The 15199-nt window shown below is 68.0% G+C and carries 10 protein-coding genes; 6 read left to right on the forward strand and 4 right to left on the reverse strand.

Translation table 11 applies throughout. The features are described from left to right. Window positions 1–458: 458 nt before the first annotated feature. Window positions 459–2666 (forward strand): M4 family metallopeptidase, encoded by a 2208-nt coding sequence (locus ADL25_RS38375; RefSeq protein ID WP_234381207.1) that lies wholly within the window; start codon window positions 459–461, stop codon window positions 2664–2666. Window positions 2667–2832: 166 nt separating this feature from the next. On the opposite strand, the gene ADL25_RS38380 is transcribed toward ADL25_RS38375, so the two are convergent. Further along, window positions 2833–3498: a GntR family transcriptional regulator gene (locus tag ADL25_RS38380; RefSeq protein ID WP_059132548.1), complete on the reverse strand. Its 666-nt coding sequence runs from the start codon at window positions 3496–3498 to the stop codon at window positions 2833–2835. Window positions 3499–3942: 444 nt separating this feature from the next. Continuing rightward, window positions 3943–4995, reverse strand: coding sequence for an aldo/keto reductase (locus tag ADL25_RS38385; protein WP_059132549.1), 1053 nt, complete (start codon window positions 4993–4995; stop codon window positions 3943–3945). 577 nt (window positions 4996–5572) lie between these two features. On the opposite strand from ADL25_RS38385, the gene ADL25_RS38390 reads away from it, so the two are divergent. The 3 genes from ADL25_RS38390 (at window position 5573) to ADL25_RS38400 (ending at window position 10923) form a co-directional block, all read left to right on the forward strand. After that, a complete protein-coding gene (locus ADL25_RS38390; protein ID WP_059132550.1) occupies window positions 5573–8698 on the forward strand; it encodes a discoidin domain-containing protein in 3126 nt (1041 codons plus the stop codon). A 151-nt stretch (window positions 8699–8849) separates the two neighbouring features. Continuing rightward, entirely contained in the window at window positions 8850–9362 is a 513-nt protein-coding gene (locus ADL25_RS38395) for a GNAT family N-acetyltransferase (protein ID WP_059132732.1), read from the forward strand. A gap of 322 nt (window positions 9363–9684) precedes the next feature. Then, entirely contained in the window at window positions 9685–10923 is a 1239-nt protein-coding gene (locus tag ADL25_RS38400; protein ID WP_079050894.1) for a PP2C family protein-serine/threonine phosphatase, read from the forward strand. 165 nt (window positions 10924–11088) lie between these two features. Here ADL25_RS38400 and ADL25_RS38405 read toward each other — a convergent pair whose 3' ends face one another. Further along, the gene (locus ADL25_RS38405; protein WP_059132551.1) at window positions 11089–11652 is read right to left on the reverse strand and encodes a TetR/AcrR family transcriptional regulator; all 564 of its coding nucleotides are present in this window, start codon (window positions 11650–11652) and stop codon (window positions 11089–11091) included. A gap of 108 nt (window positions 11653–11760) precedes the next feature. Between ADL25_RS38405 and ADL25_RS38410 the strand changes: the two genes are divergently transcribed. Together ADL25_RS38410 and ADL25_RS38415 are read left to right on the forward strand one after the other, a co-directional pair. Further along, window positions 11761–12480: an MBL fold metallo-hydrolase gene (locus ADL25_RS38410; protein ID WP_059132552.1), complete on the forward strand. Its 720-nt coding sequence runs from the start codon at window positions 11761–11763 to the stop codon at window positions 12478–12480. Window positions 12481–13061: 581 nt separating this feature from the next. Then, window positions 13062–13964 (forward strand): NmrA family NAD(P)-binding protein, encoded by a 903-nt coding sequence (locus ADL25_RS38415; protein ID WP_199839285.1) that lies wholly within the window; start codon window positions 13062–13064, stop codon window positions 13962–13964. A gap of 315 nt (window positions 13965–14279) precedes the next feature. Here the strand turns inward: ADL25_RS38415 and ADL25_RS38420 are convergent, their stop codons facing one another. Continuing rightward, window positions 14280–15131, reverse strand: coding sequence for a class I SAM-dependent methyltransferase (locus ADL25_RS38420; protein ID WP_107116821.1), 852 nt, complete (start codon window positions 15129–15131; stop codon window positions 14280–14282). Window positions 15132–15199: the final 68 nt, after the last annotated feature.

Consider the following 15199-nt stretch of genomic DNA (forward strand, 5'->3'; position numbering starts at 1 on the left):
TACGCGTCACGCCTCGAGTCATGTCGTGAGCAGCTCGGCGGATCGGCTGCTCGAGTCGACCCCGCAGGCGCGGGACCCCAGGCAAGACTGACATGACATCTGAAACTGATCGAAAATGATCAACATCTGCCAGGTAAAGATCTGTTCATGATCCATACGAATCTCTTGCAGAGGCAGTTCCTGCTGTCACGATCACTCCCGCTGCAATCCGCAGTCGGAGGCACTGTGGCCTCCAGCCTCCTTGTATCGGCGGCCGTCGACATCGACAGACGGCCGAACGGAAGGATCCGGGATTGATTTCCTCCAGCAACAGGGCTGCGCCCCCACAGGGTTCGCACCGACCCCGACGGCGTCTGGCCGCGACCGTGGTGATCACGGCCGCAGCACTCTCGTTCTCGGCACTGCCCGCCTCGGCCGGCGCCGCCGCCACTTCCAATGCACCGGGGAACACTCGGACGGTGGGAGCGCTCCCTCAGATCAAGGCGACAACCAGGCCTGACGCCGGGACTGTTCACCTTTCGCCCGCTCAGCGTCGACGGCTGCTCGACCAGGCGGCCAACGCGGCACCGGACACCGCCCGTTCACTGAATCTCGGCCCTCACGAGAAACTGATCCCGAAGGACGTCATCCAGGACGCCGACGGGACGGTTCACACCCGTTACGAGCGAACCTACGCCGGACTGCCCGTGATCGGCGGTGACCTGGTGGTCCATCAGCAGCACGGGACCCACACCGTCACCTACGCCACCGCGGCGAAGCTGACCCTGCCGACGACCACGGCCAAGGTGCCGGCCGCCACGGCGAAGAAGTCGGCCCTGAGCAAGGCAACGGAGAAGGGCACCCGCAGAGCGGGCTCACACGCGGCCCCGAGACAGGTCGTCTGGATGATGGGCGGCAGGCCGAAGCTGGCCTGGGAGACGGTCGTCACCGGCGTACAGCAGGACGGTTCCCCCAGCGAACGTCACGTCGTGACCGACGCCGCGAGCGGTTCCACCCTGGAGAACGCCGAACACGTGGAGTCCGCGCAGGGCAACAGCCTTTACAGCGGACAGGTCACGATCGGCTCCACTCGCCAGGATGACGGCACCTACGCCCTGATCGACCCGCAGCACGGCGGTCACCGGACCCTCGACTCGAGCGTCAACTCCAATGGGGTTCTGTTCACTGCTGACAACGATGTCTGGGGCGACGGAACAGTGGCGAATCCCCAGACCGCGGCGGTGGACGCGGCATACGGCGCGCAAACGACGTGGGACTTCTACAACGACCGCTTCGGCCGCAACGGCATAGCCGACGACGGGCGCGGCAGCTCCTCCCGAGTCCACTACGAATCGCAGCAAGGGGTCCCCCTCGCCAACGCCAACTGGCAGGACGGCTGCTTCTGCATGAGCTACGGCGACGGCGCGGACGGACAGCATCCGGTGACGTCCCTGGACATCGCCGCCCACGAGATGACGCACGGCGTAACCTCCTCCACCGCCGGGCTGGGCGACTTCGGTGAATCACCGGGCCTCAACGAGGCGATCAGCGACATGATGGCCGCCGCGGTCGAGTTCTACGCCGACAACCCGAACGACGTGCCGGACTACACGATGGCCGAGCTCGACAACCTGCACGGCGACGGCAAGCCCATCCGCTACATGGACCGCCCCTCGAAGGCCGGCATCAGCTCCGTCGGCTACGCACCGCTCGACTACTGGACGCCGCAGGCGAAGTCGCAAGAACCACACATGGTGGCCGGAGTGGGCGACCACTTCTTCTACCTGCTTGCCGAGGGCAGCGGGCAGAAGACCATCAACGGCGTGAACTACGACAGCCCCACATACGACAAGCTGCCGGTGGCGGGCATCGGACGGACCGGCGCCGCCGACGTGGTGTACCGCGCCCTCACCGTCTACATGACCAGCACCACCGACTACGCGGGCGCCCGGACCGCGACGCTCCAGGCCGCCGCCGACCTCTACGGCTCGCAAAGCAGCGCCTACGAGGCCGTTGCCAACGCATGGGCGGCCGTCAACGTCGGAAACCGTTTCGTCAATCACATCGCCGTGGAGCCGCCGCCGACCGAGCCGGTGGCTGTCGGCCAGCCGGTCAGTCGCCAGTTCAGCGCCTCCAGCACCCGGCCGGGGCCGCTGACCTACTCCGCCAAGAAGCTGCCCAAGGGCCTGTCGATCAACCACACCACCGGCCTGATCACCGGTACGCCCAAGAAGGCCGGGGACTACAAAACCGTCATCGTCATCCGAGATGCGGCCGGAGACACTCGGAAGCTCGCGTTCACCTGGACCTCTCTCAAGTCCGGTGGACACTTCTTCGTCAACCCCAGCACATATCTGATCCCCTTTGAGAGCAAGGCCGAGTCCCCACTCATCGTCCAGGGGAAGCCGGGCAATGCCCCGAGTGACCTCAAGGTCGCGGTCGACCTCGACCACCAGTTCAGCAACTTCATGATCATCGACCTGATCGGCCCAGACGGCACCGTCATTCCCGTCAAGCCCTGGGGACCGGGCTGGCAGCCCGTGCCCGAGCTGCACGAGACCTACACGGTCGACGCCTCGGCGGTCACGAAGGTCGGAACCTGGAAGCTGCGCGTCACCGACGGCACCCCGGGCATCTACAGCTCCTGGGACCCGGGCCATCTCCAGCGCTGGAGCCTGACCTTCTGAGGCTCCGACCCAGCAGGTCGTAGCCGGAGTCCAGCCGGCAGGGAACGCAACGGCCACCGCTTGGTCGCCGGGGGCTGTGCCCCCGGGGATCATGCGGTGGCCGTGAGCCGCCACGTCCTGGCATCGCGCCTTCGGCCTTCGGGGGGGGCGCTTACCGAAAGCTACGTCAACTAATCGGCATCGCCGGAAAGCGCGTCCTGGCGTTCGCCGTGTGAGCGTGCATCACCAGCTGCGCGCGTGCGTCGTCGCGGTCGGCGATGGCCGCGATCAGTTCACGGTGTTCCACCCACGCCTGGCGTGCGATGGGCGTGTAGTACCGGCGGACCCTTCGCTCGACATGAGCCGCCAGTTCCGCGAGCACCGCGTTCCCGGCGAGTTCCATGACGCAGGCATGGAAGGTGGCGTTCGCGATCACCACCGCGTCCACATCCCGGGCGGCGACCGCCGCCTCACCCGTCGCGCACAACTCGTCCAGTCGTTCCAGCCCTTCGTCACAAGGGCCCACCGCGGCCAGTCGCGCCGCCTCGGTCTCCAGCAGGGCACGGACGACGAAGAGTTGGTCGGTCTCATCACCGGTCGGCTCGTGGACGAAGGCGCCCTGGGCGGGGCGAAGGTCCACCCACCCCTCGGTGTTCAGCCGCTGCAGCGCCTCGCGGACGGGCTGCCGGGACACCCCGAGGAGACCCGCGAGCTCGCCCTCCACCAAGTGCCGGCCAGGCTGCAGTGAACCTGAGCTGATCAGCTCCAACAGCGCCTCGTACACGCGCTCACGCAGCGGTTCCGGGCGTTCCAGCCTGGGCACTGATCCTCGCGGCAACCCGTCGAACACCATCTTGGCCCTCCCGGAGCTCACCCATTTCATTGATCAATGGAAGTCGCTGGCATCACGGAGAATATCGAACCCGTGGACGGGCCGCGGCCCAGGGGCACACGAGGCCCTTCGAGCTTTTCACGTTCCGGGTCCTCGGCCTGGGCGGGTTGAAAGGACCACTTGCGACAGAGGATGCCGTAACGTCGTACAAAGCGCACTGCGGGAGAGAATGACTGCCGCGGCCCTTCGGAGGTGCGTGCACGGGCGGATGGTTGCGCGACACGTAGACCTGCCCGGTGGCCCGAATACCCTTATGCCGGGCCACCGTCAGGCACGGGGAGCGCGGACAACGCCCTCCCTGCGGGTGGCATGGTCCGGCCGACGCGGGTGGTTCGGCCGACCCAGACACACGACCGCCTTACACCGTCGCCATGCCCGTGATACCCGGTCCCTCGAACGAGAAGCTCAGTCGGCGGCCTTCCGCTCCCCGGCCGGGCGCCTGCGCCAAGTGCGTTCCGTCAGCGACGGCGGCTTCCACGCGCCGTCGGCCTGATAGAGATCCGTGCCGGGCGCCACGATCTCGTCGATGCGGTCGAGCACCTCGTCGTCAAGCAGCAGATCGGCTCCCTTGAGAAGAGAGGTGAGCTGCTCCATCGTGCGCGGACCGGTGATCACCGATGTGACGGCCGGGTGCACCAACGGGAAGGCAACAGCCAGTTCCGGCAGCGTGCAGCCCACCTCCTCGGCAAGAGCGACAAGCCGCTCGACGGCCGCGAGCTTCGCGGCGTTGCCAGGGATGGCGGGGTCGAATCGGTGCGGAGTGAGCTTGGCCCGGCCGGTGCTGAGGTCGACGGGCCAGCCCTCACGGTAGGCGCCGGACAGAAATCCCGAGGCGAGTGGTGACCAGGTCAGCACTCCCATGCCCAGGCGCTGCGCGGTGGGCAGCACCGACCGTTCGATCCCGCGCGCAAGAATCGAGTACGGCGGCTGCTCCGTGCGCAGCCGCATCAGTCCGCGCCGCTCCGCGACGTGGTGAGCCTCGACGAGGTCCTCGGCTGGGAACGTGGAGCAGCCGAACGTCCGGATCTTGCCTGCCCGCACCAGGTCGCTGAGGACGGACAGCGTTTCCTCGATGTCGGTGGTGTGGTCAGGACGATGCACCTGGTAGAGGTCGATCCAGTCCGTGTCCAGCCGCCGCAGGCTGTCCTCGACGGCCTTGAGGATCCAGCTGCGTGAATTGCCGCTGCGATTGCGCCCCTCCCCCAGCGGAAAGTGCACCTTCGTGGCGAGCACGACGTCGTCACGTCTGCCCTTGAGCGCCTTGCCGACGATCTCCTCGCATTCGCCGGCCGAGTACATGTCGGCGGTGTCCACGAAGTTGATACCGGCGTCGAGCGCTGTGTGGATGATGCGTGCGCTGTCCTCGTGGTCGGGGTTGCCGACGGCACCGAACATCATCGTGCCAAGGCAGTGGGTGCTGACCTCGATACCGGTCTTGCCGAGGACTCGATAGCGCATATCGGTGCTCCGTCTCAGATGAGGGCGGGTTGTAAGCCTCAGCCTAGGAGTTGGAGTGCACTTGACGGCAAGGCCACGCTCATCGTGCCGCATTGGCAGTGACTCCCGAGGCGATCGCCGCCATCTCGCAGCGGCGGCTTGAACTTCCTTACTCAGCGGCTCGGTTGGCTGCCCATCGACGCTCGACAGAACGGAAGCCGGATCACCGAACCGGACCTTGCCCATGCCGTCAGCCCCAATTGCCGGTCGGCATGGATCCGGGCACGGCCCTCGCACCCAGGCTGCCACCTCGAGATCACCGGACCCGACGCACACCCTCAGTCCACCGTCCGGGAGATCGATCCGGGTGGCCCCGAAGCAGTCGACACGACGATGATCGCCTCGGGTCGTCCGACCCGTCTCCGGGCCTTTCACTCCCCCACCGCAGGCCGCACGGGGCGCGAGTGCTTCGGCCCGACGTCCTGGCAGTGCCTCGTGATCACCCCCGTCACACCCCTTGACGCGTCGACAAATACGGACGAAGAATTGCCGCCGTCCCCTGACAACGTTGTCTTACCCGGGCAGAAAGGCGTCGAGAGTGCCACACGGACCCCTGCAGATCGACCGCCGTCGTTTCATCCAACTCGTCGGCGCCTCCGCCGCCCTCGCGACCGTCCCCGTCACCCTCGGCACCGGCAACGCCCTCGCCGAGGAGCAGTCGAGCGCGGTGCCCGACGAGGTGGCGGAGACCTACTACCGCGTTCTGCTGAACCACACGCACTGGTCCGAAACGCAATGGGACCAAGCCCGCGGCTACTACACGGACAAGGACTTCGGTTTCGCGGTCGTACTCGGGAACGCCGTCCTGCTCACCCACGGTTCCTACGACGGTGATCGCGCCGGAGTGGACGAGCAGACGCTGAGGACCCGAACCATAGCCACGATCCAGCACTTCGCCGCGTCCAACCGGCTTACCGGTGGCACGCAGTGGGGCCGCACGCTGTTCTTCGACACCACCTTCCAGTTGTACTTCGTACTGGCTGCCCGCCTGTTGTGGACCGACCTCGACGAGGCGACCCGTGCCAACGTCGACACCATTGCTCGTGAACAGGCCGCTTACACGACGAAGTTGGGGACGGGCAATGACCCGAACTCCGGCAGTTGGACTCCCAACGGTCTGACCGGCGGCTATCAGGGCGACACCAAGCTCGAGGAGATGGGTGTCTACGCCCAGTCCCTTGCACCCGGTTTGGCCTGGGCGGCCGACGATCCGCGGCACGCGGACTGGGAAGCCGCGTTCGGCACCTGGTCGCGCAACGAGGCCGGCCTGCCTCAGGCGGACCTCGCGAACCCGGCCCGCGTCGACGGCAGATCCGTGTCCGCCAACACGGCCCGAAACCTGTACGACACCTTCATCGTCGAGAACCACGGCTCCTTCGGGCCGCACTACCAGGAAGAACTGTGGCGTACATCGGGCCGTAACGCCGCGCATTTCATCACCGCGGGGCGCCCCTTGCCGCAGGTGCTCACCAACCAGCCGAACGCCGACCCGCTGTGGCGCACACTCCTGGGAGTGATGAGTGACGCGGGCGAGCCGCTGATGCCCATGGTCAACGACCGCGAGCACCTCTACGGCCGAGACGTCATCCCGCTGGCGTTCCTCGCTCAGGTGGGTGGCGACCGAGCGGCAGCGCGGGCCGAGGTGGCCCTGGCGGAACGGTTGGAGGCCTATCAGAAGTACCCGCCGGAGTACCGGCTGGCCAAATTCTCGGGCGAGCCGAAGTACGAGCCGGAAGCACGCGCCGAGCTGGCCATCAGCTATCTGCTGCACCTGTGGGCGGCGGGACAGCACCGCACGGTCCGGCCTCTGTCTCAGGACGAACTGTTCCGGCAGGCCTCGGGAGTCACCGACTTCGGTACCGGACCGGGTCTGGTGTCACACCAATCGACCGCCGCTTGGGCCGGGGCCGTCACCAAACCGGGATTCGTGAAGTTCGCGTGGCAACCGGCCCACGACGACTGGCTGTTCCGGCTCAGCGGATCGACCCCGATGTTCCTGCCGACGGTCACCGCGCAGGTGACGAGCCGCCAGGTGCGGACCTATACGAGGCTCCGCGACGGGTTCCACGGCAGCGCCACCGTGCTGCGGCTCGGTTCGGGGTACGCAGGTCTCACCACCCTGCCCTCGGGCGCTGTCGTCTACGCAACCACTGGTATCGGCGCAGGCGAGGGGCATCTCGAGGTGCACAACCTCACCATGCCGGGCATAGCGGGCCTGACCGGCTCGCGCACCTACCGCTTCGCCGAGGGCACCGCCACCGTCACCGCACAGGACGCCCGTCCGTCGGCCACCACGCCACGTGTGGACGAGCTGACGTTCGCGCGCACCGAGGTGCGGCATCTGCGCATGCTCGGCGTCAGGCCCGACCCGACCTACGGCTATTCGCTGTACGCCTTCGAGGCGCGCGGCGGGGCGGGCGGCGCCGACCTCGCCCAGGGTGGGACGGCCACCGCCTCCTCCTTCGACTCGGGCAAAGAGCCGGCGCTGGCCGTGGACGGGAACGCCACGACCCGATGGGCGGTCTCACGTGGCGACCGGCCCCGCGCGGACAGCTGGCTCGCCGTCGACCTCGGCGCCACGCAGGGCGTGGACCGTGTCACCCTGCGTTGGGAGGCTGCGGCCGGACGCGCCTACACGGTGCAGGGATCGGCCGACGGGCAGCAGTGGTCGGATCTCGTCTCCTGGCCCGTACCCGATGTCGCCAGCCGGGGCGGGTGGCTCGACATCGACGGCCGCGCCGGCGTCATCGTGCGCGGCGCAACGCAGCAACTCGCCGTCTACGACGACACCGTCGTCCTGTCCGATGGACCGGCCGCTCCCCTCCTGGTCGAGGGACTCCCGAACGCTTCCGCCGACACCCTGCGGAGACTTGCCCAAGGCGCCGTCCCGCAGTCCCAGGACGACGCCGTCCGTGTGGCTCTCACGGAAGACCATCTCAGCCTGTTCAACCTGTCGGACCGCAAGATCACCACGCGCGTCGACCTTCCGCAGGACCGATCCCACGTCGTGCTCTTCGAGGGTCGCCAAACAGTGACTGCGCAAGGCAGTGCCTACGAGGCGGCCCTGGATACGGCTACGGCCGTCCTGTTGCCGCCGCGGCTGACGCTTCGACCGCTCTCCGGCGGCTCATTGCCCGTGGGCCTGGTGGCGGAGGTCGTCGACGGCGCCACGCTCAGGCTCACCGGCCCGTCGTGTCGTATCCAGGTGGCCGGGCAGGGCGACAACGAAGTGGCGGTGGTCCGCGCGGGTCGTACCACCACCGTCTCCCTGCGCCGCGCCGACGCCTACCCCCTGAGCGACCTCGCTCTCGGCCGTACGGTCTTCCCGACCAACCCCTTGCCGCCGGGAATGTCGGACCCCTCAGCCGCCGTCGACGGTGATACGGAGACGGCATGGGTTCCCGGATCCGATGGCCGCATGGTCGTCGACCTCGGGGCCCAACTCCCGATCCGCAGTATCCGCACGGAGTGGACGGGGGGTCGGCTCCCCGCACTGACAGCGGAGCTCAGCAGCGACGGCATCAGCTACACACCGGCCGGACGGCTCACCGGTCACGGCCGGACGCGACAACTCGCCACGGACGCCACCGCGCGCTACGTGGCACTGGCAACCGACGCGAGCGGGAAGAACGACGCCCGGCTGATCAGCCTCTCGGTGATCTGACGGCATCCCGGCATCGGAACTCCGGCCGACCGACCGGAGTTCCGATCCGGCGCGGGTCCCGTCCCGGGTCTCTGACCCGTGATCGATGTCCCTGACGGCGAGAATGCCGGGGACCTGCGTCCGGCGTCCTGGTGGATTAGTGTTCCTGGCCATGACCGTGCTGCATGGCGCCTTCGTCGTCCTCCGCCCCACCGTCACAGGGGACATTCCCGCTTTGGCCGCCATTCGGGCCACGCCCGAGGTGCGCGCACGGTGGAGGGTCGAAGACGACCTCGAAGCGGACATCGCAGCCGATCTCGCCGACCCCGGCGTCGACATTCTGACCATCCTCTACCAGCAGCAGACGGTCGGCTTGATCCAGTGGTACTCCGAGGAGGATCCCGACTACCGCCACGCAGGTATCGACATCATTCTCGATCCCGCGGTGCATGGGCGCGGTCTGGGCACCGACGCGGTTCGCACACTCGCCTGCCACCTCGTCGACGACCACGGGTTCCACCGTCTGGTCATCGACCCTGCGGCCGACAACACCCCTGCGATTCGCTGCTATACGAAGGTCGGTTTCCAGCCGGTCGGCATCATGCGACAGTACGAGCGCGGCCCGGACGGCACCTGGCACGACGGTCTCCTGATGGATGTCTTGGCCGCCGAACTGGTGCGCTGACCGACCTCATCCCGCAAAGCGCAATCCGGATCTGCCCGTGCGTGCGGGCGCCTGCGGAGAGGGTGCGGGCACGGGCGCTGGCTGCTCGAGGTGGAGCAGACCAGGCCAAAGGCATCCGAGATCTTGCGCCACATAGACCCTACGTTCGATTTTGGCAGCGAGCGGATGCTGCGCCGAGCCGTGATCGGCACCCCACTACCCTGGCTCGCCCCTGCCTCTCGTAGAACCCGATCGCCCATCACCCCACGTAGAGCACCGAAGCGCCCCCCGTCACGGCCGCCCCGCTCCGATCACGCTTGACGTGAGAGAGGTGGGTTTCGGTGTGAGACTGGGCGCGGAAGAGGTGATCCTCGTGTCGGACCCACCGCATGCGTCCGCCGGCCCCGACGCCGCCGTCGACGAGAGTCGACTGGAAGAGCTGATCATCGAGGCGCAGACGGCTCTGCCGTTCGAACTGCCCGCCCTGGCGAACCGGTGCGCTACAGCTCTCGGCCTGGACTCCGCCCTGATCTACCTCGTCGACCTGCAACAACAGCTGCTGATATCCCTCGACGAGGCATTGGAACCACTGCCGGTGGACTGCTCCTCGGCGGGCTGGGCGTACCGCACTGTTTCCCCGCGAGTGGTCGAGTCCGACGGCGGCGTGATCGTCTGGATGCCTCTGGTCGACGGTGCGGAGCGGCTCGGTGTACTGGCGCTGCGGACGGCCGCCCTCGATGGGGTGCGGATGCGCCGCAGCCGGATGCTGGCCCATCTGTTCGCCATGCTGGTCACCTCCAAGCGCACCTACAGCGACTGGCTCGCCGCCCGCACCCGCACCACGACCATGCGACTTCCGGCAGAGATGCTGCGGGCCTTCCTGCCACCGCACACCGTCGGCAGTCGCAGATGTGTCTCAACAGCGGTCCTGGAACCGGCGTACAAGATCGCCGGCGACGCCTTCGATCACTCGGTCGTCAAGAACATCCTCCACACCATGATCCTCGACTCCATGGGGCACGATCTGGCCGCCGGACTGGCCACATCGGTGGTCATGGCGGCGGCGCGCACCTCTCGGCGCGGTGGTGGTGACCTGACGGACATCGTCAGGTGCGTCGACCAGTCGCTCGCCCGATGGCGACCGGACCATTTCTGCACCGGCGTGCTGTGCCGGCTCGACGCGGAGACCGGGGTGCTGCACTGGGTCAACTGCGGGCACCCGCCGCCGCTCCTGATCCGGGCCGAGCAGGTGGTCCACGGCGTGCTCGACAGTCCTCCGCAGCCCCCGTTCGGCCTGGCCGGACCGTTCGCTCCGGGCGCACGGGAAGTTCACGAGACGACGCTGAGGCGGGGTGATCAGGTCCTGCTCTACACGGACGGTGTCGTGGAGGCGCGTGACGCGAACGGAGTGGAGTTCGGCCTCGACCGGTTCACGGACTTCATCATCCGCTCCTCCGCGGCCGGCCAGCGCCCGGCCGAGGTGCTGCGACTGCTCATCGACGCCATCCTCGACCGCCGGCGCAACCAGCTGCGGGACGACGCGACCATCCTCCTCTTCGAATGGCGCCCGCAAGTCCGCTGAAGTGGCGGTACGCCTGTACAGCGAGGGCAGAACCGTGACGCACCGCTGAGTCGAGAGCCCCGGCGGTCCGCCGGCAGCCGGCCGAGTCCGCTTCCGGAGTCGTGAAGGAAGATCAGCAGACCTCGTAGGGCCCGGACCGGGGGAAGTAGGGTCGAGCGGTCGGCATCAGGCCCCTTCGGTGAGGGCGGCCGCCAAGTGGGTCAGTCCGTACTCGTAGGCGCGGTCGACATCGCCGCCGAGGTTGAAGGCGTCGGCCAGCTCCATGCTGATGAAGCCGTACGCCCAGGCGGTGATCGTGCGGGCCGCTTCCAGGGCTTGGGCGGGGCCGGCCAGTTCTGCGGCGATCTGCAGGACGGGGGCCGCCGCGCGCGCCAGGCGGGCGGGATCGGGCCTGGTCGGCCCCGGGGCGCCGGCGAAGATGAGGTGGTAGGCGGCCGGGCGGGCGTGGGCGAACGCGCGGAAGGCCCGAAGCAGGTCGGCCAGAGTCTTGCGGGGGTCGGCGGCCGGCGGTACAGCGTCGAGGTGTTTCTCCAGGTCGAGGAGGGTCTCCTCGGTGACGAGCAGGACAAGCGCGTCGCGGTTGCGGACGCGTTTGTAGAGCGAGGGGGCGCGAACGCCGACCCGGTCGGCGACGGCCTGCATCGTCAGCTGCGCGAGCCCTTGCGACTCCAGGATGTCGCGGGCTGCTCCGACGATGGCTTCGAGCGAGGTGCGTTCGGGCGTCGGCATGCCTTCTCCTTCCGGCGGGTGCGGTGTCGTCTTCATCATAGCTATTGGCCATAGCCATGATGGCTATGTATCGTAGCCATCGTTCCCGGTTCGGCGAGGAGAAGGTTCATGAAGCTCGATCAGCAGCTGTATCGCATAGGCAACGACATCGTGGCGGTCTACCTGGTCGTCACCGACGACGGCGTGACGGTCGTGGACGCCGGAATGGCCGGCCACTGGGGCGAGCTGACCGCCGAGCTCGCCGCCCTGGGCCGGACCCCGGCCGACATCCGCGGCCTCGTGCTCACCCATGGCGACACCGACCACCTCGGCTTCGCGGAACGGCTCCGTCGCGAGTACGGGGTACCGGTCTTCGTCCACAGCGCCGATGCCGCGCGCGCACGGGGTGAGGTGAAGGTCAAGAACACCTGGGGCCAGGCGAAAATCGGCGCCACGGCCGGTTTTCTCTGGTACGCCAGCCGCAAGGGCGGCCTGCGCACGACGTATCTGACCGAGGTGTCGGAGGTGGCCGACGGCGACGTGCTCGACCTGCCGGGCGCGCCCCGCATCCTGGGGATGCCCGGACACTCACCCGGCAGCATCGCCGTCCATGTGCCCGCGGTCGACGCGGTGTTCGTCGGCGACGGCCTCACGACCCGGCACGTGCTGACCGGACAGCACGGTCCCCAGCCGGCACCGTTCACCGATGATCGGGACCAGGCACTCGAGTCGCTCGACCGGCTCGGCGAGCTGCAGGCGAAATGGGTCCTCCCGGGACACGGCACCCCTTGGAACGGGGGCGTGCAGGAAGTCGTCCGCCAGGTCCGGGCCGCGGCGCGACCGCAGTAACGTCCGAGTGCGAAGCTGCACCGGTGCCAAGACGTTCGGGGCTGTCCATGGTGGGCGGCCCCGGTTGTCGTCGGAGCCAGCGGGGCACGCGCCAAGGCGCCGGACGTCGGGTCCATCGACGGGGTCGGTCGGAGCATCGTCGATGCCCGTGGACCGCCACATCCTCGATCATCGGATCCTGTTTGCGATCAGGGTGATCCGCGAGACATTGAGCTGCACAATTCATGAAGCCATCGACGTGTTCGTGGTGCGGTATGAGGAGCTGCGCCGTGATTGTCCGGACGACTTCACCGTCGGGCCCGAGGAGTACAGCCTTCAGCCAGGGCTGCTACTCCTGATCGGCGGTGCACCAGCCCGGAAGACGCGGTATGCAAGATGGAGGGCTGACTTGCCAAGGCGCTGGCCTGGGCCGGAGTGCGCTCGGCGCTGCCGTTTCCCGTGAATCCCCGCCGTCTCCCCTCGGATCGGGAGCGCAAGAGGCACGGCTGGATTGCGGTCCTGCCTGGGATTGAAGGACCGCGGGCCACCCGCGCGACTCAGCTGAAGCGAGCTGCTGATGTCCGCCCGCCGGCGCGCGAGCTGTGACACTCCGCTCGTATCGTGGGAAGACAGACAGCGGCAGCGGCAAGGCAAGGCAAGAAAGTCATGTCGGAACCGGAGGTCGACTACGCGGCGGTGTTCCGCGCCCTGGTCCGCAAGGACGACGCACGGGCACGGAACTGCGCGAGGCGGGTGCCGAGGTCGTCTTCGGTGACCTTCTCAACCTCCGCGACGTGCGAGCGGCCCTGGACGGGGTCCAGCGTGCCTACTTCAACTGCCCGGTAGCGGACGGCCTGGTGGAGGCGGCCGTCATGTTCGCGCAGGCAGCGAAGGAGCAGAAGCTCGAGCTCATCGTGAACATGTCGCATTTTCAGTCGCGTCCCGTCGCGCGCAGCAAGACCACCCAGAACCACTGGCTGGCCGAGCAGGTCTTCGACTGGTCCGGCGTCCCGACCACTCACCTGAGGCCCACGGTTTTCGCGCAGCGGCTCCTCTACATCTCCGGGTTCATCCGCAATGGCCGCTACGCGATGCCCTTCAACAGGGACAGCCGCGTCGCTCCGATCGCCGGCCGTGACGTCGCACTGACCGCCGCCAAGATCTTCGCCTCGCCCGAGAAGCACGCCGGCCAGACCTACAGGCTCACCGGCCCGGTGGAGTACAGCCACCAGGAGCTCGCGGCCGAGGTGTGCCGGGTGCTGGGCAAGGACCTTCCCTTTGAGCAGATCACCGTAAGCACGTTCCTTGAGTCGATCGGTCTTCTGAACGACACCGCCAAGCTCAAGCACTTCGAGGCGATGATCATCGACCAGCAGGAGGGGCTGCTGGCAGGCGTCAGCGACGCGGCCCCGAACATCACCGGCCAGCCGCTGGTTACGGTCGAGGAGTTCATCAACGAGAACCGCTCCGCGTTCGGGCTCGGCCCCGCCAAGTCGGCAAGCTGACCTTCCCCGACGAGCCCGGCCGCAGCATGCAACTGCCCCTGAGTTGCCGGCATCTGCCAACGTCGGTTCGCCTCGGACTGCGCACGGACGACCCTGCCAAGCCTGAAGGTGCCGCCGGCAGAGGTTCACGGAGAGCTGTGGGTGCGGGTCACGGTCCCGCAGGGCACTGACGTCCTTGACAAGCCCAATGACGTGCTAGGGCGCGTATCGAGTCGTGATCAATCTGTGGGATTCGCCCCTCTCGGTGGGGCTGGACTGGGTCCTGTGACAGTGACCTTGACCGATTGCCACTGAAGGTGGTCCGCCTGGAGGTGTTTACCAGCGGACCGCCGAGATCAGTCCGCCGGGCCGCTCCTCGCGCTGCGGCGGGGTGCTGATCGGGCGGCCGTAGGCGGCAGCGCGCTCGCGCAGGGTGTGGCTGTCGGCCTCCCAGCCGTGCCCGGCCAGCCAGCCCACCGGGTCGTCGGGCATCTCCGAGACCCACATGGACGCCGCCGATCCCGGCACGGCGTCCGCGCCGAAGCGCTCAATCACGCCGCGCGAGCCCAATGTCAGCCCCATCCGGCTGCCTGCCGCCGACTGCGCGCTGATCCGGGCCAGCAGCAGTTCCACCGCGTCCTCGGGCAGATAGATCAGCAGTCCTTCGGCGATCCACGCGGTCGGCACGGTCGGGTCGTGCCCTGCGGCGGCCAGCGCGCCTGGCCAGTCCTCACGCAGATCCACCGCGACGGTGATCCGCTCGCAGCGTGCGACGGCCCGCTCCTGGCGCAGCACCGAAGCCTTGAAGTCCAGTGGCGCGGCGGTGTCGACCTCGAACAGCCGGGTGCCCTCGGGCCAGTCCATCCGGAAGGCCCGGCTGTCCATGCCGGCTCCGAGCAGCACGACCTGCCGGACCCCGGACGCGGAGGCCTGCTGCAACAGGTCGTCGAGGAACTTCGTCCTGATGACGATGGAGAACGACACGGCCAGTCGACGGCGGCGCGCGGCCTCGTCATCGGGCAGCGGCGGCGAGGAGGGCCATAGGCCACCGGCGGTGGCGAAGGCCTGTGCCAGTGGGTCGCGGAACAGCGCGTTCTCCCGCTCGGTCTCCAGCGCCCGCACCCTGGCCACCCCGACCGCCGTGGCCCACACTCCCGACGGCTGCACCCGCTCCTGCTCATCAGTCACCGCGTCAGCCTAGATGATCGATTCCAAGGGGGCTGATGAGTACCGGTGGTCAAAGTTCAGTGGCAACC

This window comes from Streptomyces sp. NRRL F-5122 (assembly GCF_001507435.1).
Taxonomy (GTDB): domain Bacteria; phylum Actinomycetota; class Actinomycetes; order Streptomycetales; family Streptomycetaceae; genus Streptomyces; species Streptomyces lannensis.

Excerpts from the sequence above, each read along its gene's own strand:
- ADL25_RS38395 (WP_059132732.1), top strand. The coding sequence starts at position 8,850 with ATGACCGTGCTGCATGGCGCCTTCGTCGTCCTCCGCCCCACCGTCACA.
- ADL25_RS38405 (WP_059132551.1), bottom strand. The coding sequence starts at position 11,652 with ATGCCGACGCCCGAACGCACCTCGCTCGAAGCCATCGTCGGAGCAGCC.
- ADL25_RS38380 (WP_059132548.1), bottom strand. The coding sequence starts at position 3,498 with ATGGTGTTCGACGGGTTGCCGCGAGGATCAGTGCCCAGGCTGGAACGC.
- ADL25_RS38385 (WP_059132549.1), bottom strand. The coding sequence starts at position 4,995 with ATGCGCTATCGAGTCCTCGGCAAGACCGGTATCGAGGTCAGCACCCAC.
- ADL25_RS38410 (WP_059132552.1), top strand. The coding sequence starts at position 11,761 with ATGAAGCTCGATCAGCAGCTGTATCGCATAGGCAACGACATCGTGGCG.